The organism is Cryobacterium sp. M23 (assembly GCF_002929655.1).
Lineage (GTDB): Bacteria > Actinomycetota > Actinomycetes > Actinomycetales > Microbacteriaceae > Cryobacterium > Cryobacterium sandaracinum.
The window spans coordinates 1-23,542 of record NZ_PJJV01000043.1 but is presented as its reverse complement, the minus strand read 5'-3'; the positions used below and the strand labels follow the sequence as shown (position 1 = coordinate 23,542).

The 23,542-nt window shown below is 68.5% G+C and carries 19 protein-coding genes; 7 read left to right on the top strand and 12 right to left on the bottom strand.

Features of this window, described 5'->3' with window-relative positions; translation table 11 throughout:
* Position 1 precedes the first annotated feature (1 nt).
* From CXY82_RS01615 to rsmI, 9 genes are all read right to left on the bottom strand, one after another.
* Positions 2–1,063 (bottom strand): methionine ABC transporter ATP-binding protein, encoded by a 1,062-nt coding sequence (locus CXY82_RS01615; protein WP_104169390.1) that lies wholly within the window; start codon positions 1,061–1,063, stop codon positions 2–4.
* Between the two features lie 66 nt (positions 1,064–1,129).
* Complete coding sequence (locus tag CXY82_RS01610) at positions 1,130–1,999, bottom strand: MetQ/NlpA family ABC transporter substrate-binding protein (RefSeq protein ID WP_104169399.1); 870 nt, start codon at positions 1,997–1,999, stop codon at positions 1,130–1,132.
* Between the two features lie 195 nt (positions 2,000–2,194).
* Positions 2,195–4,000: an ABC-F family ATP-binding cassette domain-containing protein gene (locus CXY82_RS01605; protein ID WP_104169389.1), complete on the bottom strand. Its 1,806-nt coding sequence runs from the start codon at positions 3,998–4,000 to the stop codon at positions 2,195–2,197.
* 146 nt (positions 4,001–4,146) lie between these two features.
* A complete protein-coding gene (locus CXY82_RS01600; RefSeq protein ID WP_104169388.1) occupies positions 4,147–5,082 on the bottom strand; it encodes a 4-(cytidine 5'-diphospho)-2-C-methyl-D-erythritol kinase in 936 nt (311 codons plus the stop codon).
* Positions 5,083–5,134: 52 nt separating this feature from the next.
* On the bottom strand, positions 5,135–5,935 hold the full coding sequence (gene rsmA / locus CXY82_RS01595; RefSeq protein WP_233193914.1) for a 16S rRNA (adenine(1518)-N(6)/adenine(1519)-N(6))-dimethyltransferase RsmA: 801 nt from the start codon (positions 5,933–5,935) through the stop codon (positions 5,135–5,137).
* 248 nt (positions 5,936–6,183) lie between these two features.
* Positions 6,184–7,143 carry a TatD family hydrolase gene (locus tag CXY82_RS01590; RefSeq protein WP_233199119.1) on the bottom strand — a complete coding sequence of 320 codons (960 nt, stop codon included), beginning with the start codon at positions 7,141–7,143 and terminating at the stop codon, positions 6,184–6,186.
* A complete protein-coding gene (gene metG, locus CXY82_RS01585; protein WP_104169385.1) occupies positions 7,136–8,698 on the bottom strand; it encodes a methionine--tRNA ligase in 1,563 nt (520 codons plus the stop codon). Before metG ends, CXY82_RS01590 begins: the two co-directional genes overlap by 8 nt.
* 41 nt (positions 8,699–8,739) lie before the next feature.
* Positions 8,740–8,895, bottom strand: coding sequence for a hypothetical protein (locus tag CXY82_RS17195; protein WP_158252106.1), 156 nt, complete (start codon positions 8,893–8,895; stop codon positions 8,740–8,742).
* Positions 8,896–9,078: 183 nt separating this feature from the next.
* Positions 9,079–9,945, bottom strand: coding sequence for a 16S rRNA (cytidine(1402)-2'-O)-methyltransferase (gene rsmI / locus CXY82_RS01580; protein WP_104169398.1), 867 nt, complete (start codon positions 9,943–9,945; stop codon positions 9,079–9,081).
* 39 nt (positions 9,946–9,984) lie between these two features.
* On the opposite strand from rsmI, the gene CXY82_RS01575 reads away from it, so the two are divergent.
* The 3 genes from CXY82_RS01575 to CXY82_RS01565 all read left to right on the top strand — a co-directional run bounded on the left by CXY82_RS01575 (position 9,985) and on the right by CXY82_RS01565 (position 13,875).
* Positions 9,985–11,472, top strand: coding sequence for a dolichyl-phosphate-mannose--protein mannosyltransferase (locus tag CXY82_RS01575; protein WP_104169384.1), 1,488 nt, complete (start codon positions 9,985–9,987; stop codon positions 11,470–11,472).
* A 182-nt stretch (positions 11,473–11,654) separates the two neighbouring features.
* The gene (locus CXY82_RS01570) at positions 11,655–12,755 is read left to right on the top strand and encodes an acyl-CoA desaturase (RefSeq protein WP_104169383.1); all 1,101 of its coding nucleotides are present in this window, start codon (positions 11,655–11,657) and stop codon (positions 12,753–12,755) included.
* Between the two features lie 127 nt (positions 12,756–12,882).
* The gene (locus CXY82_RS01565; protein WP_104169382.1) at positions 12,883–13,875 is read left to right on the top strand and encodes a YeiH family protein; all 993 of its coding nucleotides are present in this window, start codon (positions 12,883–12,885) and stop codon (positions 13,873–13,875) included.
* A gap of 133 nt (positions 13,876–14,008) precedes the next feature.
* On the opposite strand, the gene CXY82_RS01560 is transcribed toward CXY82_RS01565, so the two are convergent.
* Complete coding sequence (locus tag CXY82_RS01560) at positions 14,009–15,184, bottom strand: FAD-dependent oxidoreductase (protein ID WP_104169381.1); 1,176 nt, start codon at positions 15,182–15,184, stop codon at positions 14,009–14,011.
* A 121-nt stretch (positions 15,185–15,305) separates the two neighbouring features.
* Between CXY82_RS01560 and CXY82_RS01555 the strand changes: the two genes are divergently transcribed.
* From CXY82_RS01555 to CXY82_RS01540, 4 genes are all read left to right on the top strand, one after another.
* On the top strand, positions 15,306–16,598 hold the full coding sequence (locus tag CXY82_RS01555; RefSeq protein ID WP_104169380.1) for an O-acetylhomoserine aminocarboxypropyltransferase/cysteine synthase family protein: 1,293 nt from the start codon (positions 15,306–15,308) through the stop codon (positions 16,596–16,598).
* A gap of 65 nt (positions 16,599–16,663) precedes the next feature.
* Positions 16,664–17,236: a CoA-binding protein gene (locus tag CXY82_RS01550; protein ID WP_104169397.1), complete on the top strand. Its 573-nt coding sequence runs from the start codon at positions 16,664–16,666 to the stop codon at positions 17,234–17,236.
* Positions 17,237–17,278: 42 nt separating this feature from the next.
* On the top strand, positions 17,279–18,652 hold the full coding sequence (locus CXY82_RS01545) for an L-serine ammonia-lyase (RefSeq protein WP_104169379.1): 1,374 nt from the start codon (positions 17,279–17,281) through the stop codon (positions 18,650–18,652).
* 75 nt (positions 18,653–18,727) lie between these two features.
* Positions 18,728–19,219: a LysM domain-containing protein gene (locus tag CXY82_RS01540; protein ID WP_104169378.1), complete on the top strand. Its 492-nt coding sequence runs from the start codon at positions 18,728–18,730 to the stop codon at positions 19,217–19,219.
* A 410-nt stretch (positions 19,220–19,629) separates the two neighbouring features.
* On the opposite strand, the gene CXY82_RS01535 is transcribed toward CXY82_RS01540, so the two are convergent.
* Together CXY82_RS01535 and CXY82_RS01530 are read right to left on the bottom strand one after the other, a co-directional pair.
* Positions 19,630–20,679, bottom strand: a complete 1,050-nt coding sequence (locus CXY82_RS01535) for a Gfo/Idh/MocA family oxidoreductase (RefSeq protein WP_104169377.1) — start codon at positions 20,677–20,679, stop codon at positions 19,630–19,632.
* A 39-nt stretch (positions 20,680–20,718) separates the two neighbouring features.
* A complete protein-coding gene (locus tag CXY82_RS01530; protein WP_233199114.1) occupies positions 20,719–23,238 on the bottom strand; it encodes an RNA helicase in 2,520 nt (839 codons plus the stop codon).
* Between the last annotated feature and the right edge of the window lie 304 nt (positions 23,239–23,542).

Here is a 23,542-nt window from a genome sequence, read left to right as displayed (position 1 = left end):
CTCAGCGCACCTCGGTCACGGTCGTGAGGGTTCGCACCCGGTCGAGCGCGGCGTCGATGGCGGCGTCGGCCGCGGCATCCGTCGCCCCCGGCGTGGCCAGTGCCAGCGTCAGGTGTCCGAACGACCGGCCCTGGATCTCGTTGATGCCGCCGTAGACGACCTCGAAGGTGACGCCGGCGGAGACGAACTCGCTGAACACGCGGGCCTGATCGACGCTGCTGTCGCGGAACGCCAGCGTGACGAGGCGGCCCGGGTGACGCCGCCGCAGCACGGCGAGTTCCGGCGGCGACGGGAGACCCTTGACCACGGTCGAGACGAACCGGGCGGAGGCCGCCTGCTGCGGGTTCGAGAACACGTCGAACACGTCGCCGCGCTCGATCACCCGGCCCTGGTCCATCACGGCGACCTTCGTCGCCAAGGTCTGGATGACATCCATCTCGTGCGTGATCACGATAATGGTGACCCCGAATTCCTTATTCACCCGCCCGAGCAGGTCCAGAACCTCGGAGGTGGTCTCCGGGTCGAGGGCGCTGGTGGCCTCGTCGGCGAGCAGGATGCCCGGCTGGCTGGCTAAGGCCCGCGCGATGCCCACGCGCTGCTTCTGACCGCCGGAGAGCTGGTCGGGATAGGCGCCCGCCTTGTCGCCGAGCCCGACGAAGTCGAGCATCTCGGCAACCCGGGCCCGGCGCGTCTCCTTCGATTGGCCGGCCACCTCGAGCGGGTAGGCGACGTTCGCCGCGACGGAGCGTGACCCCAGAAGGTTGAACTGCTGGAAGATCATCCCGATACCCAGCCGCACCGGGCGCAGCTCCCGCTCGGGCAGGCGGGCGATGTCGGTGCCGTTGATCAGGATCTCGCCCGACGTCGACCGTTCGAGGGCGTTCACAAGCCGCACCAGGGTGCTCTTGCCTGCCCCCGAATAACCGATGATGCCGTAGACGTCCCCGGCGTCGATCGTGAGGCTGACCTTGTCGATGGCGACGACCTCGGCCCCGCCCCGGGTCGTGGGCAGGTACACCTTGCTCACGTCACGCAGTTCGACAACGGGGGTGGGGGCAGGCATGGGACGTCCTTACTGACTGGCGTGGCGCCGGACTGTGCGGCTGTGCTGGGCTGAGGTCGGGCGGCGCTACTTCTGGGCTGCGGTGTCCTTCTCGACCGTGGCGAGGGAGGCCTCGAGGTCGGCGACCGGGGTCTGGACCATCACCGCGGAACCGGCGGACACGTCGATCACGCCATCCTGAACGGCCTTCGTGGTCTGGTAGATCTCGACCAGCTTCTGGTAGGTGGCGTTGTCCTTGTCCTTTGCGCGGGCCGCGAAAACGTTCACGTACGGGAGCGCGTTGGGGTCGGCGGGGTCGTCCTGGGCGAGGGCATCCTCAACCTTCAAACCGGCCTTCTCGACGAAGTCGTTGTTGATGATCGCGGCGGCGACGTCGGGAAGCGACGTGGCGGTGAGCGAGGCCTCGAGCGCGGTCACGGTGACCTTGGACTTTTTCTTATCGATATCGTCGAGGGTCGAGTAGATGCTGCCACCGTCGGAGAGCGTAATCAGCTTCGCCGACTGAAGTACGAGCAACGCGCGAGCCAGGTTGCTGGCGTCGTTCGGCACCGCGACGGTGTCGCCTTTCTTGATTTTGCTGACGTCGTCATACCGGGTCGAGTACAGGGCGAGCGGGTAGATCGCGGTGGCGCCGACCGGCGCGAGGTCTTCTTTGCTGGCCACGTTGTACTCGGCGAGGTAGACGATGTGCTGGAACTGGTTCAGGTCGAGCTCGCCGGCAGACAGGGCCGGGTTCGGCTGCCCGAACTCGGTGAAGTCGACGATGTCGACGGTGATGCCGGCATCCGCCGCGGCTTCCTCGTAGACGGCCCAGTATGGGTCGCTGGCGCCGACGACGCCGATCTTCACGGTCTCGTCGGCGGCCGCACCGGAGCAACCGGCGAGCAGGGCGACGAGCGGTACGACCGCGAGAGCGGCGAGCAGTTTCTTGTTCACGATGGGGTTCCCCTTGTTGGCTTCGGTGCCGTCTGGACGGCGGTGGGTGCCGACGCGATTTCGGGCACAGAGGGACCACGGGACAAAGAGGGGTGGGAGTCTGTGCCGCTGCATCGCGAGGCACGTTCCAAGGCTAACGGGAGATGCTGCGCCGCGTGCGCGCCAACGTCACACGCGGTCACAGCAACTGCGACTTCAGCCCTCGATCAGCTCAGAGAGTTCGATCCAGCGGGTTTCGAAGCCGGCGATGGCGGACTCGAGCGTCTGCAGTTCGGTGCTGAGCACGCCGAGGCCGTCGAAGTCGGACTGGTCGTGCACGGCGAGGCTCTCGTGCAGGGCCGCGATCCGCGCGTTCTGCTTGGCGACCTTGCGATCGATGGAGGCGAGTTCCTTCTGCGCGTTGCGGAGGTCGGCGCCGCCGATGGCGAGCTTGCGCGACGCCTTCCCGCCGGAGGTGTTCGCCGCGTTCGCCTCGGCGGGCTTGTCAATGCCGCTCGTCTGCTTCTTGCGCATCTCGAGGTACTGGTCCACACCGCCGGGAAGGTGGCGGAAGCCGCCCTCGGTGACCGCGTACTGGTTGTCGGTGACGCGCTCGATCAGGTACCGGTCGTGCGAGACCACGAGGAGGGTGCCGGGGAAGGAGTCGAGCAGGTCTTCCATGGCCGCGAGCATGTCGGTGTCCAGGTCGTTGGTGGGCTCGTCGAGGATGAGCACATTGGGCTCGTCGAGCACGATCAGCAGCAGCTGCAGGCGGCGCTTCTGGCCACCGGAGAGATCCTTGACCTGGGTGGTCAGCTGGGCGCTCATGAAACCCATGCGCTCGAGCATCTGGCCGGGCGTGATTTCCTTGCCGCCGGCCATGTACGACGTCTTCTGACGGCCGATGACCTCGCTGACGCGGTCGTTCTGGATGTCGTCGAGTTCGAACAGCTGCTGGGTGAGCACGGCGACCTTGATGGTCTTGCCGCGCTTGACGGTGCCCGTGGTGGGCAGAAGTGTGCCGGCCACCAGGTTCAGGAGCGTGCTTTTGCCGGCGCCGTTGACGCCCATGATGCCGGTGCGCTCGCCCGGTGCGATGCGCCAGGTGATGTCGTTCAGCACGGTCTCCTCGCCGAACTTCACGCCGATGTCGATCAGGTCGACGACATCCTTGCCCAGGCGCTGCATGGCCATCGACTGCATCGACACGGTGTCGCGGGGCGGCGGCTCGTTCTCGATCAGCTCGTTCGCGGCGTCGATGCGGAACTTGGGCTTCGCGGTGCGGGCGGGGGCTCCGCGCCGCAGCCAGGCCAATTCCTTCTTCATCAGGTTCTGGCGCTTGGATTCGGAGGCCGCGCTCATCCGGTCGCGTTCGACGCGCTGCAGGATGTAGGCGGCGTAGCCACCCTCGAACGGTTCGATCAGGCGGTCGTGCACCTCCCAGGTCATGTTGCAGACCTCGTCGAGGAACCACCGGTCGTGGGTGACGACCACCAGGCCGCCGGAGTTCGTGGCCCAGCGGGTCTTCAGGTGACCGGCCAGCCAGGAGATGCCCTCCACGTCGAGGTGGTTGGTGGGCTCGTCGAGGAAGATGACGTCGTGGTCACCGATCAGCACGGAGGCCAGAGCCACCCGGCGGCGCTGGCCACCGGAGAGGTCGTCGACAAGGGCGTCCCAGGGGATGTCCCGCACGAGTCCCGCAATCACGTCGCGCACCTTGGCGTCGCCCGCCCAGACGTGCTCGTCGATGCCGCCGACGATGGTGTGGCCCACGGTCTGGCCCGAAGCGAGGTCGTCGGACTGGTCGAGCATGCCGATGGTGACGCCGCGCCGGCGCGTGACGCGGCCCGCGTCGGGTTCCATCCGGCCGGCGAGCAGGCGCATCAGGGTGGACTTGCCGTCGCCGTTGCGGCCGACGACGCCGATCCGGTCGCCTTCGTTGAGACCGGCGGTGACGCTGTCAAAAATGACGCGGGTGGGAAATTCAAGGTGCAGGGACTCGGCCCCGAGCAAATGTGCCATAGCTTTCGAGTTTAGCTGGCGCGGCTGAGAGGCCCGCGCGCCCCGGTTTCGCACCCGGTGGCCTGACTGTTGCCGAATCGGACATCTGTTGCCGGCACACCGGCAACAGATGTCCGACCGGGCCACAGTTGCGGCAAAACGGGGGGCTAGTCGTGGATGATCCGGGCCCCGTGCACCGGCCCGGTGGCGCGCACCACGCGCAGCCGGGACGCGCTCAGGGCGACCTGCAGTTCGAGGGCGCTGTCGGCATCCGCGACCAGGAAGGCCACGGTCGGGCCGGAGCCGGAGAGCAGGCCGGCCAGGGCGCCGTTCGCCTCGCCCAACTCGAGCACCTTGCCCAGGCCGGGGGCCAGGTGCAGCGCGGGAGCCTGCAGGTCGTTGTGCAGCGCCTCGGCCAGCATCCGCGGGTCGCCGGCCCGAAGCGCCTGCAGCACGTTGGTGTCGACGGAGGGCTGGATCTGGGCAGGGAAGATGTCCTGGGCGTGGCGTTCGCGGTGGCGGTCGAGCTCGTTGTAGACGCCGGGGGTCGAGAGGCCGAAGTCGGCGAGGGCGAGCACCCAGTGGAACTGCCCCTTGGCCAGGGCTGGGCTGAGCTGGTCGCCGCGCCCGGTGCCGATGGCGGTGCCGCCGGTGAAGGCGAACGGGACGTCAGCGCCGAGGGTCGCGGCGATCTCGATGAGGTCGTCGCGGGTGGCGTCGGTTCCCCACAGGGTGTCGCAAGCGAGGAGGCTGGCCGCGGCATCCGCCGACCCGCCACCCATGCCGCCGGCGATGGGCACGTTCTTCTCGATCGAGAGGCGCACTCCCCCGCGATAGCCGGCCTTGCGGGCCAGGGCGCGCGCGGCCTTGATGGCGAGGTTGCTGCCGTCGACGGCGAGACCCGAGGCGTCTATGGGGCCGGTGAACACGACCGAGAAGTCGTCGGCCGGCCAAGCGCGCACGTCTTCGAACAGTGACACGGCCTGGTAGGCGGTGGCCACCTCGTGGTACCCGTCTTCGAGGACCGCACCGACCTTGAGGAAAACGTTGATCTTGCCGGGCGCCCGCGCATGCACCACGGGGGAAGGGGCCGGGTTGGTCATGTGACTAACCTAGCCCAGCCGCACAGTCGCGACTGCCCCGCGGCGGCACGCGTCAGTGTGCGGCGAGCTGGGCGCGGGCGATCGCCAGGAAGTCCTCGACCGTGAGCTGCTCGCCGCGCTCGGTAGGGTCGATTCCGGCGTGCGTCATGATCTCGGTGGCACTCGATGGGTCACCGAGAACGGAGGACAACGACTTGCGCAGCATTTTGCGGCGCTGCTGGAACGCGGCATCGACGAGGGCGAAGGTGGCGCGGCGCAATTCCTCGGATTCGAGCGGCCGGGCGCGCCGTTCGAAGGCGATCAGGATCGAATCGACGCCGGGAACCGGCCAGAACACCTGACGGCTGACCTTGCCGGCGGGGCGGAATGCCCCGTACCAGGCGGCCTTGACGCTCGGGCTGCCGTAGACCTTGCTGCCGGATGGCGCCGCGAGGCGCTCCCCCACCTCGGCCTGCACCATGACCACTCCGGCCCGGATGGAGGCGAAGTGCTCCAGCAGGTAGAGCAGCACCGGCACCGACACGTTGTACGGCAGGTTCGCCACGAGGCGGCTCGGGTCGCCGGGCAGTTCCGTGATCTTGAGCGCGTCGTTGCGGATGACGGTGAGCGGCGCGCCGGGATGCATCAGCTCGACCGTCAGCGGCAGCTGCTCGGCGAGCCGGTCATCGATCTCCACGGCCACGACGGTCGCGCCGGTCTCGAGCAGCCCCAGCGTGAGGGATCCCAGCCCGGGGCCCACCTCCAGCACGGTGTCGCCGGGTGAGACGGTTGCGACCCTGACGATGCGGCGCACGGTGTTGCCGTCGATGACGAAGTTCTGGCCGAGCTTCTTGGTGGGGTTGACGCCCAGCATCTCGGCCAGGTCGCGGATCTCGGCGGGGCCGAGGAGGGACCGTGCGCCGGGAGCGGCGGCTGGAGCAGCAGCGGGTGCTGCAGCGGGTGCTGCAGCGGGATCCGCGGGCTCGGCATCCGTTTCGAGAGCGGATGCCGGCTCCGGCACGGCGGCCGGCGCGGCGTGCCGGCCGCCGGTCACTTCGTCGCTGACGGGTCGGGTGCCGGCCTCGGGTTCGTCTCCGGGAGCGTAGCCGTGGCGGGGCGGGGTCATGCGAGGCCTCCGAACGGGCTCGTGTCGGACTCTGGCTCGGTGACCGTCACCGTCACCGGTTCGGCGTCCCACCGTCCGTAGACGAGTTCGGTGTTGGACGAAATCTGGGTGGCGAGAATGGTGGCCTCCGTTTCGAGGTGGTCGGCCATGGCGCGCAGGGTGTGCGGCAGCAGGTACGGCGCGTTCGGGCGGCCGCGGAAGGGTGCGGGGGTGAGGAACGGGGCATCCGTCTCGACCAGCAGCAGCCGGCGCGGCACCGCGGCCAGGGCCTCCCGCAGATTCTGGGCGTTCTTGAAGGTCACGGTTCCCGCGAACGAGAGGTACCAGCCGTTGTCGGCGAGGATGCGGGCCATCTCGACGTCGCCGGAGAAGCAGTGGAAGACGGTGCGATCGGGCGCGCCGACCCGCAGCAGGGTCTCGATCACCGCGGCGTGGGCGTCGCGGTCGTGGATCTGCAGCGCGAGGCCGTTCTGCTTGGCGATGTCGATGTGCGCCTCGAAGGAGCGGAACTGGCTGGCGTGTCCTTCGGGGCCGGTGCGGAAGAAGTCCAGTCCGGTCTCCCCGATGGCGACCACGCGCGGGCGCGTCGCCAGCTCGGCGATCTCAGCCAAGGCGTCGTCGAGGGTGCCGGCGGCCTCGTAGACCGGGGCCTCGTTGGGGTGGATGGCGACGGCCGCGAGCATGCGCGGCTCCCGGGCGGCCATCGCGGCCGACCAGCGCGAGGTCTTCAGGTCGCCGCCGACCTGGATGACGCCGCGCACGCCGACGCTGGACGCGCGGTCGAGCTGCTCGGCCACGCTGAGCGACTGGTCGCCGTCGGCGATCTCCAAGTGGGTGTGGTTGTCGTAGACCGGCACGACGAGCGGGTCGGGCTGCGGCGGGTAGCTCAGGTCCCGACCGGCGCCTTTTTCGCGCTGGCGCACGGGGCCGGCTTCGGGCCCGGGCTCGTCAGCCAACCGTGGCCTCGATGCGCGGGAAAAGCGCCTCGAGCGGGGAGACCCGCGGGCCGCCGGTCCACTCCCAGGCCCGGTCGATGCGCTGGTCGGTGACCAGGCCGATGCCGCCGAGGGCGGTCCAGAGCTTCGCCGTGGCCTGCGGTACGACCGGCGAGAGCAGCACGGCGAGCGTGCCCAGTCCGCGCACGGCGGTGACCAGCACGGCTTCGAGTCGGTCCCGGTTGGCCGGGTCCTTCGCGAGCGACCACGGCTCCTGGGCGGTGATGTAGCCGTTGAGCTCGTCGACCAGTTCCCAAATCGCGGCGATGGCGTCGTGGATGGCGAGGTGTCCGATGGCCAGTGTGGCGGCATCCGTCACCCGCTTCTCGGTGCCGCGAATGAGCTCGTCGGCCTCGCTGAAATCGCCGGCGACGGGGATCTCGCCGTCGCAATAGCGCACGACCATGGCGATCACGCGGGAGGCGAGGTTGCCGAAGCCGTTGGCCAGCTCGGACTGGTACCGGGCGGACAGGTCTTCCCAGGAGAAGGAGCCGTCCTGGCCGAAGCTGATCGCGCGCATGAAGTAATAGCGGAAGGCGTCGGAGCCGAACGTATCCGTGATCTGGCTTGGGGCGATGCCGGTGAGCTTGGACTTGCTCATCTTCTCGCCGCCCACGAGCAACCAGCCGTGGCCGAAGACCTGCCGAGGCACCTCGATGCCCGCGGCGAGGAGCATTGCAGGCCAGATGACGGCGTGGAAACGCAAAATATCTTTGCCCACGACGTGCGTCGCCGGCCAGAGGCGGTTGAACTTCTCGTCGTCGTGGCCGTAGCCGGCGGCGGTGATGTAGTTGAGCAGGGCGTCGAACCAGACGTAGACGACGTGGCTGTCGTCCCAGGGCACCTTGATGCCCCAGTCGAAACTGGAGCGGGAGATCGACAGGTCGCTGAGGCCCTGCTTGACGAAGGATATTACCTCGTTGCGCGCCGACGCGGGCTGTACGAAGTTCGGGTTCTCCTCGTACAGGGCGAGGAGCTGGTCGGCGAACGTGCTCATCCGAAAGAAGTAGTTTTTCTCGTGCAGCAGCTCGCAGGGGATGGAGTGGATGGCGCAGACCTGCTGCCCGGCGTACTCGCCGACCCCATCGATGAGGTCGCTCGGCTGCTTGTACTCCTCGCAGCCGACGCAGTAGAAGCCCTCGTACTCGCCGGTGTAGATGTGGCCGGAGTCGTAGAGGTGCTGCAGGAACTTCTGCGCGTTCACTTCGTGGCGCACATCAGTGGTGCGGATGAAGTCGTCGTTTCGGATGTCGACCGTCTTCAGCAGCGGCTTCCAGGCGGTTTCGACCAGACGGTCGGCCCACTCCTTCGGCGTGACGCCGTTGGCGGTCGCGGTGCGCAGGATCTTCTGCCCGTGCTCGTCCGTTCCGGTGAGCAGCCAGGCATCCTCGCCGGACTGCCGGTGCCAGCGTGCGAGCACGTCGGCAGCCACCTCGGTATAGGCGTGCCCGATGTGGGGGACATCATTCACGTAGAAAATGGGCGTGGTGATGTAAAAAGATGAGCCGTCGGACATGCTCTCATCCTATATAGGAGCAGCGGATGACGCTGGCCGTGTTACCTTGTGCCGCGATCGTCGTGGTGATCGTCGTGGTGCGGGTGGCCGAAGTCCGGCGGCAGCACCTCCTGCGCGGCCGGGCCCGGGTCCGGTTCGGGGCGGCCGATCACGGTGGCTCCGCGCAGCTTCGCCAACTGGGCCGCGATACCGCCCACTGCCCCGGCCGCGTCATGCACGCGGATGGTGCGCCTCGGACGCGGGGCGACGTCCTGTACCGCATCCCGCGCCCGTGCCTGCGCGTGCGAATTCGACGGAGATTTTCGGTAATCTGGCCCGATTCGGCCCGTATCGGGCCGCGGCGGGCAAAATATCGTCGAATTGGTTCGGAGCAGGGAACGTCAGGGCAGAGGCAGAGCCTGGAAGTCCGCGCGGGCCGCGGCGGGCTTGCCCGTCTTGCGCTCCAGCGCCGCCTCGTAGAGGGCGCGCTTGCCGAGCCCGGTGGCGGCGGACACGTCGGCGGCGGCATCCTTGAGACGGATGCCCGACTCCACCAACGCGAGCACCTCGACCACCCCGGTCTCCAGATCCAGCACGCGTGCCTCCGCCCCGGCGACCACGATGGCGATCTCGCCCTTGACCCCGCCGGCGGCCCACTCAGCCAGCTCGGTCGCGGTACCGCGCTTCACTTCCTCGTAGAACTTGGTCAGCTCACGGCAGACCACGACGCGGCGCCCGGCCCCGAGCACCGCAGCCAGATCGGTCAGGGAGGCCGCCAGCCGGTTGGGCGATTCGAAAAAAACCATTGTGCGCCGCTCCGCGGCCACCTCGCGGAGGGCCGAAACCCGGTCGCCGTGCTTGCGGGGCAGGAACCCCTCGAAGGTGAACCGGTCCGTCGGCAGCCCGGACACGGCGAGCGCGGCGAGCACGGCCGACGGCCCGGGCAACACCGACACGACGACGCCGGCCGCCACCGCGGCATCCACCAGGTGGAAACCCGGGTCGGATACCGTCGGCATCCCTGCGTCGCTGAGCACCAGGATGTCGGTGTCGCGGGCGAGTTCGACGAGTTCGGCCGCCTTGCCGCGCTCGTTGTGGTCGTGCAGGCTGATCAGCCGCGGGCGGTTCTCGATGCCCAGGGCCTTGAGCAGGTGCACGGTGACCCGAGTGTCCTCGGCGGCGATAATCGTCATCGTGCCGAGCGCCTCGATCAGACGCGTTGACGCGTCGCCCAGGTTTCCGATCGGGGTGGCAGCCAGGAGGATCATGGTCCCAGTCTCGCAGCCACGGATCACTACGATGGTCACGTGTTCGTGACAAGCCGCGTTTTCTTCTGGGCCGGGCCGCTGGCGGTGACCCTGCTCGCGGCGGTGCTGCGACTCTGGAATCTCGGCGTGCCGCACGCGCTGGTGTTCGACGAAACCTTCTATGTGAAAGACGCCTGGACTCTCTTCAACAACGGCTATGAGTCAACCTGGCCCGAGGGGGCGGACGCCCTCTTCGCCGCCGGGCAGACCGATGTCTTCCTGTCCGACCCGTCGTTCGTGGTGCATCCGCCGCTCGGCAAGTGGCTGATCGCACTGGGTATGGCTGTCGTCGGCCCCGAACACAGCTGGGGCTGGCGGATCGCCACCGCCCTGATCGGTGTGCTGGCGGTCGTGCTGCTGATGTTGATCGCGAAGAAGCTGTTCGGGTCGACCGTGCTGGCCGTGATCGCCGGGTTCCTTTTCGCCATCGACGGCAACGCCATCGTGATGTCGCGCGTGGCCCTGCTGGACAACTCCGTGATGTTCTTCGCACTTCTCGGGTTTGGCGCTGTGCTGCTCGACCGGGACCGGCACGCCACCAGGCTGTCTGCCTGCCTGGTCCAGGCGCGTGAGGCCGGGCGGGAGCCGGGCTGGGGGCCGACCCTGTGGCGGCGGCCCTGGCTGCTCGCGGCCGGCCTTGCCTTCGGGCTCGCCTGCAGCGTCAAGTGGTCGGGCATCTACTTCCTCGCCGCCTTCGGCGTCTACCTTGTTTTCGTCGACGCCCTCGCCCGGCGCCGCGCCGGGCTCCCGTTCTGGTTCAGCGCCGCCGTGCTCAAGCAGGCGCCGGCGACCTTCCTGTTGATCGTGCCGGTGGCCGTCGTCACCTACCTAGCCTCCTGGACCGGCTGGTTCGTCACCCGGGGAGGCTACTACCGCGACTGGGCCACTACGCCGGAGGCCGCGTGGACCGGCGCCCTCGCCTGGATTCCCGACTCGGTGCAAAGCTTCTGGCACTACCAGGTGGCGGCTTACACCTATCACGTGGGGCTCTCCACGCCGCATCCGTATCAGGCGAACCCGTTGACCTGGCTGTTCATGAGCCGCCCGACAAGCATGTACTACCGCGGCTTCGCTCTGGGCGAGAACGGATGCGACGTCGCCACCTGCTCCGAGGCGATCACCGGCATTGCGAATCCGATGATCTGGTGGGCGGCCACGGCGGCGGCCTTCTACCTGGTGTATCGCCTGGCGCGCTACCGCGAGTGGCAGGTCGGCCTGATCCTGATGGGGCTGGTCGCCGGCTACCTGCCCTGGCTGATGTACCTGAACCGCACGGTCTTCCAGTTCTACACGATCGCGTTCGAGCCCTACCTGCTCCTCGGCCTCACTTTCGTGATCGGCGTCCTGCTCCCCCGGGCACGCTGGGTCGTGCTGGGCTTCCTGGTGGCGGCCGCGCTCCTCAGCGCGTATTTCTACCCACTCTGGACGGGCATCCAGACCCCGTTTACGTTCTGGCAACTGCACATCTGGCTTCCCAGCTGGCGCTGACTTTCACGTGCTTTTCCGGGAAACTGAAAGCCACTTATATGCCTCTGTGGGCATATACCGACTGGGAAAGCGGTGTGAAAGCACCCGTCTCCAAGGGGTCCGGCCCATAGGATATGAATATCTGTTCTACGAGTGTCTGCTCCATCACCGACTGAGAAGTCCGGATACAAACCAGAGGCCTCATGTCGGAAGCTGTTGCCGCACCCACGGTGCGCATTGTCAAGACCCGCCCGGGTGGCGATTCGAAAAACCCCACCACCGAGTATTCATCGCTGCTGCACACCGTGCGCAACCTTGGACTTCTGAAGCGCGCCACCGGTTTCTACTGGTTCGTCTTCTCCATGCTTGTGCTCGCCACCCTGGGAACCGGGACCGCGTTCGTGCTGCTCGGCGATAGCTGGTACCAGCTCATCGTCGCGGGCGTGCTCGGCATCATCCTCACCCAGTATGCGTTCCTCGCCCACGAGGCGTCGCACCGCCAAGTGTTCGAGGGCGGTCGCGCGAATGATCGCGCCGGGCGCATCCTCGCCAACCTGTTCGTCGGCATCAGCTACGCCTGGTGGATGAACAAGCACAGTCGTCACCACGCCAATCCGAACGTCATCGGCAAGGACCCGGACATCGCCCCCGACTTCATCGTCTTTCGGGAAGAGGACGCAGCGAAGGTCAGCTGGCTCGGCTCGTTCGTCACCCGCAAGCAGGGCTATCTCTTCTTCCCGCTCCTGATGGCCGAGGGGTTCAACCTGCACGTGCAGGGTTTCAAAACCGTCTTCGGCAAGAAGAAGGTCGACAAGCGCTGGCTCGAGATCAGTATGCTGACCACCCGCATCGTGCTCTACGTCGCCGCGATTTTCTACTTCCTCCCCGTCGGCATGGCGTTCGCGTTCATCGGCGTGCAGCTGGCCGTCTTCGGTGTCTACATGGGGGCGTCCTTTGCGCCGAACCACAAGGGCATGCCGCAGCTCCCCCACGAGAGCAAAGTGGACTTCCTCCGCCGCCAGGTGCTCACCTCCCGCAACATCCGCGGCGGCACGTTCATGGACACGTTCATGGGCGGGCTCAACTATCAGGTCGAGCACCACCTGTTCCCGAACATGGCCCGGCCGCACCTGCACAAGGCCCAGGAGATCACCAAGGAATACTGCAAGACGCACAACATCCTTTACACGGAGACGTCGCTCTTCGAGTCCTACGGCATCGTCATCGCTTACCTGAACAAGGTCGGGCTCGGCGCCCGGGACCCGTTCGACTGCCCGATGGTCGCCCGTTTCCACCACCGGTAGATCGGCTGCAGCACTCCGACGAGCCGTGAGCAAAGCCCCTGTCCCCGTGCGGGAGAGGGGCTTTTCTCACGGGTCGGCGACGGGTACCAGGCCCGCCGCGGGCAAAGATGGCCGTAAACTCGGTGCAATGTGGCTGCCCGGTGTGCTGGTCGCGGCCGCGGCCGCGCTGCTCGCCGGAATCGCCCACGCGGTCTTCCCTGCCCTGCCGCTGCTCACGCTCGCTGTCACCTTCGGAATCGTCGCCGGTAATCTCCCGGTCGCCCACCGTGCGTTGACGGGAGTCCTTTCCCCGGGCCTGAAGCTCGCGGCCACCCGGTTCATGCGCATCGGCATCGTGCTGCTCGGCCTGAAGCTGAGCCTGGTGGACATCCTGGGCCTGGGCTGGGTGACCATCATGACCACCGTCCTGATCGTGCTGCTCACCTTCGTCGGCACCTACTGGCTCGGGCGCACGGTTCGCCTGCCCGGCCGCCAGCCGATCCTGATCGCCACCGGCTTCTCCATCTGCGGGGCGTCCGCGATCGGCGCGATGAGCGGCGTGGTCAAGGCGAAGGATGTCGACACCGCCACCCCGATCGCCCTGGTCACCCTCTGCGGCACGCTGGCCATCGCGGTGCTGCCGGTGCTGTGGCATCCGCTCGGTCTGACCGATCTGCAGTTCGGGCACTGGGTTGGCGCCGGCGTGCACGACGTCGGCCAGGTCGTCGCGACCGCGCAGATCGCCGGGCCCGCCGCGCTGGCCGTGGCCGTCGTCGTGAAGCTCACCCGGGTGCTGCTACTCGCGCCGATCGTCGCCGTCATCGCCGTCGGCGAGCGCCGCCGCGAGACGCGCGTCGCCACGGTGACGGATGCCCCCGTGTCCCGCCCGCCGCTCGTGCCCCTGTTCGTGGCCGGTTTCCTGGCCGCCGTTCTCGTGCGCACGTTCGCCCCGCTGCCGGACGCCGTGTTGGCCGGCGCGGACACCGTGCAGACCTACCTGCTCGCGGCCGCGCTCTTCGGGCTCGGCGCCGCCGTGAACCTCGGTTCCATCCTGCGCACCGGAGGCAGGGCCCTCCTCGTGGGTCTGACCTCCTGGACGTTGATCGCCACCCTCGCCCTCGCCGCCGTGCAGCTGCCCTGAGCCGGTGTCAGCGGCTCCGTCCCGAACGAATTCGACGGAGATTTTGCCCGAATCGCACCCAATCAGGCCGAAAACGCACTTTCAGAGCAGAATCTCCGTCGAATTGGTTCGACGCCGAACAGCGAGGTGGCGCTCAGCGGCGGGAGAGCCAGCCCCCGGCCGCGGCGTTCGGCGCCCGGTTCAGGGCGAACCGCGGCGGAGCGGCTGCGGTGCCCGTGGTCAGGTCGGCGAGGATTCGCCCGACCGTCGGCGTGAACTTGAAGCCGTGGCCGCTAAAGCCGGCCCCCACGATCACGGGGCCCACCCGGTCGAGCACGAAGTCCTCGTCGGCCGTGGTCGTGTAGGTGCAACTGACCGGGTCGAGCGTGTCGGGGTCGGCGCCGGGCAGCCATTCGCGCACATAGCGCGCCAGGGCAGCCAGCTGAACGGGCTCGGGCTGGAAGCTGCGCGCATCCGGGTCGGTGCTGGGACCCACGCCGTGCCAGCCGGCCTTGATCCCCTGGCCGGGCGTGTACATGCCATAGACCGGCGAGTACCAGTATCCGTAGCGCGGGTCGGACCAGGCGGGCGCATGGTTGAAGCCCGGCCACTCGGTCTCGGCGTGTGCGGCGGCGGCCGGGGAGGCGTCGCGCAAGGCGAAGTGCGCCGGCTGCTCCTGCGTCACCGTGAGGCGCGGCATCGGGATCACCCCGGCCAGCAGGGCGCTGGTCCACGCGCCGACCGTGACGACGGCCCGACGGGCGATGATCGTGCCGGCCTCGTGGGTCACCCGCACTCGGTCATCGCCCTGCACCTCCAGGCGCTGCACGCGGATGCCGTGCCGCACGTCGGCCCCGGCGGTCTGCGAGGCGGCCTGCAGGGCGGTCACCGCGGCATCCGCGTTCACCCGGCCGGCGTCGGGGGCGAACAGCACCCGGCCGTCGAAGCGGATGCCCGGCCAGCGTTCGGCTGCGGCCTCCGGGGCGAGGAACTCGGCGCCCAGGCCCACCCGGGCCAGCATTGCCGCCACTCGGTCGAACGACGGATTCGCCCCGTGATTGACGACGCCGACCTGACGCAGGAGTGTGCTCTGCGTCTCGGCTTCCAGCTCGCGCCAGAGCGACAGTGCCTCGGCAAGCATCGCCACGTAGGTAGGTTCGGCGTAGGCGGTGTTGAAATTGCGGGAGGCGCCGTGCGAGGCGCCGTTGAGGTGCCCGGGCGTGAACCGCTCCAGCACGGTGACCGGCCGGCCCCGACGCGCCAGCTGCCAGGCCGTCGCCGACCCCATTGCCCCGCCGCCGATGACGACCGTCTCCACGCGCTCTTCCATGCCCTTATCCTGCCCGACCAGGCGGCAGGCGCGGGCACCGGGGCGGCCGCAAGTCGGCATCCGTTTCGCACTGTTACGCCCTTGTCCCGAACCCCCCGCCGATCATCGCTAACGTAAGGCCATGGCAGATCGCGAGTACGGTTTCAAGACCCGGGCAATCCACGCAGGCAACATCCCCGACGCCGTGACCGGCGCGCGGGCCCTGCCGATCTACCAGACCAGCGCGTTCGTCTTCGATGACGCGTTGGATGCCGCCGCCCGCTTCGCCCTGCAGAAGTACGGCAACGTCTACTCCCGCCTCTCGAACCCGACCGTGGCGGCCTTCGAGGAGCGCGTGGCCAGCCTCGAGGGCGGGCTGGGCGCCGTCGCCACCGCCAGCGGCCTGTCCGCGCAGTACATCACCTTCGCCAGCCTCGCCGGCTCGGGAGACCACATCGTCTCCAGTGCCAACCTCTACGGCGGCTCGATCACCCAGCTCGACGTGACGCTGCGCCGGTTCGGGGTCGAGACGACGTTCGTGCGCAGCGCCGACGTGGCCGACTACGCCGCCGCGATCACCGAGAAAACCAAGCTGATCTTCGCCGAGACGGTGGCCAACCCGTCCGGCGAGGTCGCCGACATCGAGGGACTCGCCGCCGTCGCCCACGCGGCCGGGATCCCCCTGGTGATCGACTCGACCATCGCCACGCCCTACCTGACCCGGCCGATCGAGTGGGGCGCCGACATCGTGATCCACTCCGCCACCAAGTTCCTCGGCGGGCACGGCACCACCCTCGGCGGCGTCGTCGTCGAGAGTGGACGCTTCGACTGGCACAGCGACAAGTTCCCGCTCTTCGGCGAGCCGGTGCCCAGCTACGGCGGTCTCGAGTGGGCCGGCAACTTCGGCGAGTACGCGTTCCTCACCCGCCTGCGCGCCGAGCAGCTGCGCGACATCGGCCCGGCCCTCTCCCCTCACTCCGCGTTTCTGCTCGCCCAGGGCGTCGAGACGCTGCCGTTCCGCATGCAGGCGCACGTGGACAACGCGCGCGCGGTGGCCGAGTGGCTCGACGCCGATCCCCGGATCGAGTACGTCAACTGGGCCGGGCTGCCGGCCCACCCGCACTACGACCGCGGCCTCAAATACCTGCCGAAGGGTCCCGGCTCGGTCTTCAGCTTCGGCGTGAAGGGCGGCCGCGACGCCGGGCGCACCTTCATCGAATCGGTCGACCTGGCCAGCCACCTCGCCAACATCGGCGACGCCAAGACCCTGGTCATCCACCCGGCCTCCACCACCCATGCGCAGCTGAACGAGACCCAGCTCGTCGACGCCGGCGTGCTGCCCGGCCTGGTGCGCATCAGCGTGGGCATCGAAGACGTCGAGGACATCATCTACGACCTCGACCAGGCCCTTGACCGGATTGCGGGGACCAAATGAGCGAGCACCACGTGAACATCGACGCCACCCCCGACGCCACCCCCGACAGCGACGCCGCAACGGTCATGGATGCCGCCGCGCACGACACCGTGCACCTCGCCAATGGGCTCAGCTGCTCAGTGCCCACCGGTTCCCCCCTCGCGAAGCTGCTGAAATCCCAGCGCACCTGGGTGGGTCCCGACGCCAAGGCCCGGCTGAAGATCCTGCGGGCGGCGAAGTCCATCGCCATCGTCGGCGCGTCGCCGAATCCGGCCCGCTCCAGTTATTTCGTGGGTACCTACCTGCAGCAGTCGAGCGACTACCGGGTCTACTTCGTCAACCCGAACGCGAAGACCATCCTCGGCGAGACGGCCTACCCGGACCTCGCGTCGCTGCCCGAGGTGCCCGACATCGTCGACGTGTTCCGTCGCGCCAGCGACATCCCGGCCGTGATCGACGAGGTGCTCGCAATCGGGGCGCCCACCGTCTGGGTGCAGCTGGGCATCTGGAACCAGGAGGCCGCCGAATACGGCGAATCGAAGGGACTCACCGTGGTGATGGACCGCTGCATCAAGATCGAGCACGCCCGGTTCCACGGCGGGCTGCACCTCCTCGGGTTCGACACCGGCCAGATCACGGCGCGCAAAACCATCCGCTGATCCGTCCCCGGGGCGCAACCCCGGCACGGTTACGATGGTCGAATGACTGCGTATGTGTCGGCACTCGACCTCTTCTCCATCGGCATCGGCCCCTCCAGCTCCCACACGGTGGGCCCGATGCGGGCGGCGTTCACCTTCGCCGACCACCTACGCGATGCCGGTCTGCTCGCCGACGTGGCCCGCATCGGCTGCTCGCTCTACGGCTCGCTCGGCTCGACCGGACTCGGCCACGGCACGCCCGACGCAGTCCTGGCCGGCCTCTCCGGGCTCCGCCCCGAGACCTGCGACCCGGATGACGTGCGCTTCGCCTGGTCCGGCCTGGCCGACGACGCCGTGCTGATGCTCGGCGGCAGCCATGCCATCCCCGTGCGAAAGGACGACGTGGCCTTCGAGGCGCGCACCCGGCTACCCGGCCACCCCAACGCGCTGACCCTCACGGCCTGGGGGCACGACGCCGCCCCCCTGCTCGAGGAGACCTGGTACTCGATCGGCGGCGGCTTCATCCGGCGCGACGGCGACCCGATCGGCCCAAGCAGGGCCGTGCCACAGCCGCGGCAGTACTCCTCCAGCGCCGAACTCCTCGCCCTCTGCGACCTCTACGCCGTCGCAATCTGCGACATCGCCCGCGCCAACGAGGAGACGATCCACGGGGCCGAGGCGCTCGACGTCGGCCTCGACGCGATTTGGAACGCCATGAGCGACTGCGTGGAGTCAGGGCTCGAGGCCACCGGCACCCTCCCCGGCGGCCTTCAGGTCAAGCGCCGCGCGGCGGCCGTGCGCATGCAGCTAGAGGAATATGACCGGCTGCCGTTGCGTGAACGCGATACCTCGACCGAATGGCTGCATGCATTCGCCCTCGCCGTCAACGAGGAGAACGCCTCCGGCGGCCGCGTGGTCACCGCCCCCACCAACGGCGCGGCCGGCATCATCCCCGCGGTCGGCCACTACTACCTGCGCTTCGTGCCCGGGGCGGATGCCGCGGGAATCCGTCGCTATCTGCTCACCGCCGTCGCCATCGGTTCGCTCGTAAAGGCCAACGCCTCCATCTCCGGGGCGGAGGGCGGCTGCCAGGCCGAGGTCGGCTCCGCTTGCGCCATGGCGTCCGGCGCACTCTGCGCCGTTCTCGGCGGCACGCCGCGGCAGGTGGAGAACGCGGCCGAGATCGCGATGGAGCACCACCTGGGCCTCACCTGCGACCCCGTCGGCGGGCTCGTGCAGGTGCCGTGCATCGAGCGCAACGCCATCGCCGCGTCGACCGCCGTGTCGGCGGCCCGGCTGGCCCTGCACGGCGACGGCACGCACCTCGTCTCCCTCGACGCCGTGATCGAAACCATGCGCCAGACCGGCCTGGACATGTCGACCAAGTACAAGGAGACCAGTGAGGGTGGCCTCGCCGTCAACGTGATCGAGTGCTGACATCGCCACTTGCGCCCTAAACTGGACGCATCCGCTCGGGGGCACGAACGGAACTTTCTTCGAGGGGGGCATCCGATGAATTATGCGCAACCGACAACCACCCGTGTCCGGGCGCGGGTCGCTCTGGCCGCCATGCTGCTGCTCCCGCTCGGCCTCGCCGGGTGCGCCGGCGCCCCGGCTCCGGTGGTCACCGCGACGGTTACCCTCACGCCGACGCCCACTGCGACTCCCACGCCCACCCCCACGCCGACCCCCGGGCCCGATGCCCCGGTTGTGCCGAATCCGACTATCACGCCCAACGCCGAGGCCGTGCCCGTGGAGCCGCTGCCCGAGGGCCCGGCCGTCGACCTTGGCGCCAGTACGGGGGCCACCGGCGCCCCGGTCACCGATGGTACGGGCGCCCCGACCAGCTACTCCGTGTTGGAGGGCGACGACTTCTTCGCCATCGCGCAGCGGTTCGACCTACCGGTGCAGCAGCTGTTGCGCATGAATCCGTCGGTGTCGGGTCTCGGTGAGAATATCTACATCCGGGATGTGATCAACCTCGACTGGACCACCACCGGGTAGCGCGCTCAGGGGTACATTCCCAGCTTCTCGATAAGGCTCCGGTAGCCGGCTCGTCAAGGTGGTGACACGCCTCGAACGTCGGGGCGGCACGGCAGTGGGGTTCCCACGATTCTCCGGGCCGAGACCGACGCGGAAGCGGACGCTCCGGATGGCACCGCCATCCACGCGGGAGAGCATTCTCGCGGGACGGTCGGGGCGGCCCTGCAACAACTCCGTTTCGAACGAATTCGACGGAGATTGTGGCCGGATCGCACCCGGTCACGCCGAAAACGCACTTTTACAGCAGGATCTCCGTCGAATTGGTTCGACACCGGGCACGGCCCTCCCTAAGCGATGGACAGCGTCCACGCGGTAGAGTCGGCCCCGTCCTTCCGGGTGCGCCGCAACGGCGGGGCCGGGACGCACGTGCCTTAGTGCGTCAGCAGGTTGATGCGCTCGATCAGGGTGATCGTGCGCAGCGACTCCCGCGGGTCGACCGGGATCGGAGCCCCACGCAGGATCGCGTCGGCCAGACCGGTGTAGAACGCCGCATAGTTGCCGCGCTCGGTCGGCACCCGGGTCAGCGCGCCGTCCCGTCCGAGTACGCCCCAGGCGGACTCCGGGTCGACGCCGAAACCCGGGTCGGTCGGTCGGGCACCCGCCTCGAGGGCGGTCTCCTGGCCGTCGAGGCCCCACTTGGTGTAGCCCGCCTCGGAGCCGAGGACGTGGAAGCGCGGGCCGACCTGGGCGGCGATCCCGTTCATCCACAGGTGCGAGCGCACCCCCGACCCGTGGTGCAGCGCCACGAAGGTGTCGTCGTCGGCGACCCCACCCGGGCGTCGAATGAGGGTCTCCGCGTAGACGTCGTCGACCGGGCCGAACAGTTGCAGGGCCTGGTCGATCAGGTGGGCGCCGAGGTCGAAGAGCACCCCGCCGCCCTGTTGGATGGTCGCGCCGACCTTCCACGATTTGGTCTGCTCCGGCTTCCACCATTCGAACCGGGACTCGAACCGGCGCACATCGCCCAGCGCCCCCGCTGCGATTACGCCGCGCAGGGTGAGGAAGTCGCCGTCCCAGCGCCGGTTCTGGAACACGGTGAGCGGCAGGCCGAGGCTCACGGCCTTCTCGATCAGGCCGCGGCCTTCCCGGGTTGTCACCGCGAAGGGCTTGTCGACGACCACGGCGAGCCCGGCGTCGAGGGCGGCGTGGGCGAGTTCGACGTGCGTGCCCGACGGTGAGCCGATCACGACCAGGTCCAGGTCGTCCGCGGCGGCGAACAGGTCCTCGGCGGTCGACATCAGGCGCACCCCCGGGTGACGCTCACCGGCCTGCTCGCGCCGCACGGGGTCGCGGGTGACGATCAGGTCGAGCGAGAACTCGGGGTTCGCGCCGAGGAGCGGGCTGTGGAACACGCGTCCGGACGTGCCGAACCCGATCAGTCCGGTGCGGATTGGGGCGACGGATGCTGGCGACTGCGTCATGCTCCCACGGTACTCCCGGTGCGGCTTCCTCCCGGCCCGCTACAGCCGGTCGACGCCGGTGACGCGCACGACGGCGGCGCCCAGCTCGTCGGAGTCGGCCAGGTCGACGGTGGCACTGATGCCCCAGTCGTGGTCCCCCGCCGGGTCGTCGAATATCTGCCGCACGGTCCAGACGGATGCGCCCTCGTCGAAGATGATCAGGTCTGCGCTGCGCGCATTCGCCCCGGTCAGCAGCTCGTCGTGCTCGGCGAAGTAGCCGTCCATGGCATCGACCCAGGCATCCGTGTGGAAACCGTGTTCCCGGTCAAGCTCGCCCAGGGCGTCATAGTTCTCGAGCGCGGCCAGCTGCACCCGGCGGAAGAGCTCGTTGCGCACCAGGATGCGGAACGCGCGCGCATTGGTGGTCAGGCGGCGGGGCGCGGGCGGCAGCACCGACTGCGCAGCATCCGAGTGCACGGCGAGGTCCGGGTGGATGAGTTCCTCCCACTCGTCGAGCAGGCTCGAGTCGACCTGGCGCACCAGCTCGCCCAGCCACTCGATCAGGTCGAGCAGGTCTTCCGTCTTGGCGTCGTCGGGGATGGTTTGCCGGGCGGCCCGGTACGCATCCGAGAGATAGCGGAGAACGACGCCCTCGCTGCGGGCGAGCTTGTAGTAGGCCACGAACTCACCGAAGGACATGGCCCGCTCGTACATGTCCCGCACGACCGTCTTCGGGCTGAGCTCGAAGTCGGCGATCCACGGCTGGGATTCCTTGTAGGTGGTGAAGGTGACGTGCAGCAACTCCTCGAGCGGCTTCGGCCAGGTGATCTCCTCGAGCAGCGCCATCCGCTCGTCGTATTCGATGCCCTCGCGTTTCATGGCGTTCACGGCCTCGCCGCGGGCCGCGAACTGCTGGCCCATCAGCACCGGGCGCGGGTTGTCGAGGGTGGCCTCGACGATGGAGATCATGTCGAGGGCGTAGTGGCCGCTGCCGGGGCCGGCCACATCGGGGTCGGCGTCGAGCAGGTCGAACGCGGCGAGCGCGAACGGCGACAGTGGCTGGTTGAGGGCGAAGTTGGGCTGCAGGTCGACGGTGAGACGGATGTCCCCGGCCGCGCTTTGCTCCACGATCCCTGCCGCGCGCAGGGTCTTGTAGATCCCGAGGGCACGCCGGGCGTGCGCGAGCTGGCGATTCCAGGGTTCGTGGTTGTCGAAGATCAGGTCGTGGACATGGGTGAACGCGTCACCGCCGCGCCCGATGACATTGATCAGCATCGCCGCGGTCATCTGCATGCTCGAGTGCATCGTTTCCGGCTCGGCCGCCACGAGCCGCTGGAACGAGGGCTCACCCCAGGACACGAAACCCTCGGGCGCCTTCTTGCGGATGATCTTGCGCTTCTTCTTGGGGTCGTCGCCGGCCTTCTCGATGGCCTTGAGGTTGTCGGTTTCGTGGTCGGGCGCCTGGATGACGACGGTGCCGGCCGTGTCGTAGCCGGCCCGGCCCGCGCGGCCCGCGATCTGGTGGAATTCGCGGGCGTTGAGCTGGCGCATCTTGACGCCGTCGTACTTGGTGAGTGCGGTGAAGAGCACGGTGCGGATCGGCACGTTGATGCCCACGCCGAGGGTATCGGTGCCGCAGATGACGCGGAGCAGGCCGCGCTGGGCGAGCTGCTCCACCAGGCGGCGGTACTTGGGCAGCATGCCGGCGTGGTGCACGCCAATGCCCATCCGGATCAGCCGGGACAGCGTCTTGCCGAAGCTCGTGGTGAAGCGGAACTCGCCGATCAGCTCCGCGATCGCCTCCTTCTGTTCCTTGGTGGCGACCTTGACGCTGCTGAGGGCCTGAGCCCGTTCGAGCGCGGCCGCCTGGGCGAAGTGCACGATGTAGATCGGAGCCTGCCCGGTCTTCAGTAGCTCCTCCACCGTTTCGTGCACGGGCGTGGTCTGGTAGTAGTAGTGCAGCGGCACCGGGCGCTCCACGCCCGTGACGACCGCGGTGGTCCGACGGGTGCGGCGCGAGAGATCGTCGGCGATGAACGTGACGTCGCCGAGGGTCGCCGACATGAGGATGAACTGCACCCCGGGCAGGAGCAGCAGCGGCACCTGCCAGGCCCAGCCGCGGTCGGGGTCGCCGTAGAAGTGGAACTCGTCCATCACGACCTGGTCCACAGGAGTGTCCTCACCGTTTCTCAGGGCGAGGTTGGCCAGGATCTCCGCCGTGCAGCAGATGATCGGGGCGTCGGAGTTGACCGAGGAATCCCCCGTCATCATGCCCACGTTCTCGGCGCCGAAGATCTCCACCAGCGCGAAGAACTTTTCGCTGACGAGGGCCTTGATCGGCGCCGTGTAGAAGGTGCGCTTGCCGGCCGAGAGCGCGGCGAAGTGCGCACCGACGGCGACCAGGGACTTACCGGTGCCGGTCGGGGTGCTGAGGATCAGGTTCGCCCCGGAGACGATCTCGATCAGGGCCTCTTCCTGCGCGGGATACAGAGACAGACCCTGCTCCCCCGCCCACGTTTCGAAGGCCTCGAACAGCACATCCGGATCGGTGACATGCGGGAGGGCGGTGAGAGTTGCCATGATCCTTCGATCCTGCCCTATTCCACTGGGCATCCGCTCCGCGCCCGGCGGCCGGGTCGGAACCGAGCATGGTCTCTCCTCCGGCTGAACGTGAACACAGGGACGATATGCCCGATCAACGCGGCCGTCACGGGCCGTTGCGGAGGACTCACAGGCCGCAAATCTAAGCTGGCGACATGGCCAGCCGCGACGTTTCCTCGTCCTCACTTCCGACGCCGCCGAGGCCGCCGAGGCCGCCGGCCCGATCGGCCTCGGCACGGCTCGGGCGGCCCGCGACGGCCGGCGTGGCCGCCGCCCTGGCCGG

Coding starts and splice junctions, on each gene's coding strand:
- CXY82_RS01565 (WP_104169382.1), top strand. CDS start 12,883: ATGTGGCTGCCCGGTGTGCTGGTCGCGGCCGCGGCCGCGCTGCTCGCC.
- rsmI (WP_104169398.1), bottom strand. CDS start 9,945: ATGATCCTCCTGGCTGCCACCCCGATCGGAAACCTGGGCGACGCGTCA.
- metG (WP_104169385.1), bottom strand. CDS start 8,698: ATGTCCGACGGCTCATCTTTTTACATCACCACGCCCATTTTCTACGTG.
- CXY82_RS01570 (WP_104169383.1), top strand. CDS start 11,655: ATGTCGGAAGCTGTTGCCGCACCCACGGTGCGCATTGTCAAGACCCGC.
- CXY82_RS01555 (WP_104169380.1), top strand. CDS start 15,306: ATGGCAGATCGCGAGTACGGTTTCAAGACCCGGGCAATCCACGCAGGC.
- rsmA (WP_233193914.1), bottom strand. CDS start 5,935: ATGCTGGGCGTCAACCCCACCAAGAAGCTCGGCCAGAACTTCGTCATC.
- CXY82_RS01535 (WP_104169377.1), bottom strand. CDS start 20,679: ATGACGCAGTCGCCAGCATCCGTCGCCCCAATCCGCACCGGACTGATC.
- CXY82_RS01550 (WP_104169397.1), top strand. CDS start 16,664: ATGGATGCCGCCGCGCACGACACCGTGCACCTCGCCAATGGGCTCAGC.
- CXY82_RS01605 (WP_104169389.1), bottom strand. CDS start 4,000: ATGGCACATTTGCTCGGGGCCGAGTCCCTGCACCTTGAATTTCCCACC.
- CXY82_RS01600 (WP_104169388.1), bottom strand. CDS start 5,082: ATGACCAACCCGGCCCCTTCCCCCGTGGTGCATGCGCGGGCGCCCGGC.
- CXY82_RS01615 (WP_104169390.1), bottom strand. CDS start 1,063: ATGCCTGCCCCCACCCCCGTTGTCGAACTGCGTGACGTGAGCAAGGTG.
- CXY82_RS01560 (WP_104169381.1), bottom strand. CDS start 15,184: ATGGAAGAGCGCGTGGAGACGGTCGTCATCGGCGGCGGGGCAATGGGG.
- CXY82_RS01545 (WP_104169379.1), top strand. CDS start 17,279: ATGACTGCGTATGTGTCGGCACTCGACCTCTTCTCCATCGGCATCGGC.
- CXY82_RS01540 (WP_104169378.1), top strand. CDS start 18,728: ATGAATTATGCGCAACCGACAACCACCCGTGTCCGGGCGCGGGTCGCT.
- CXY82_RS01530 (WP_233199114.1), bottom strand. CDS start 23,238: ATGGCAACTCTCACCGCCCTCCCGCATGTCACCGATCCGGATGTGCTG.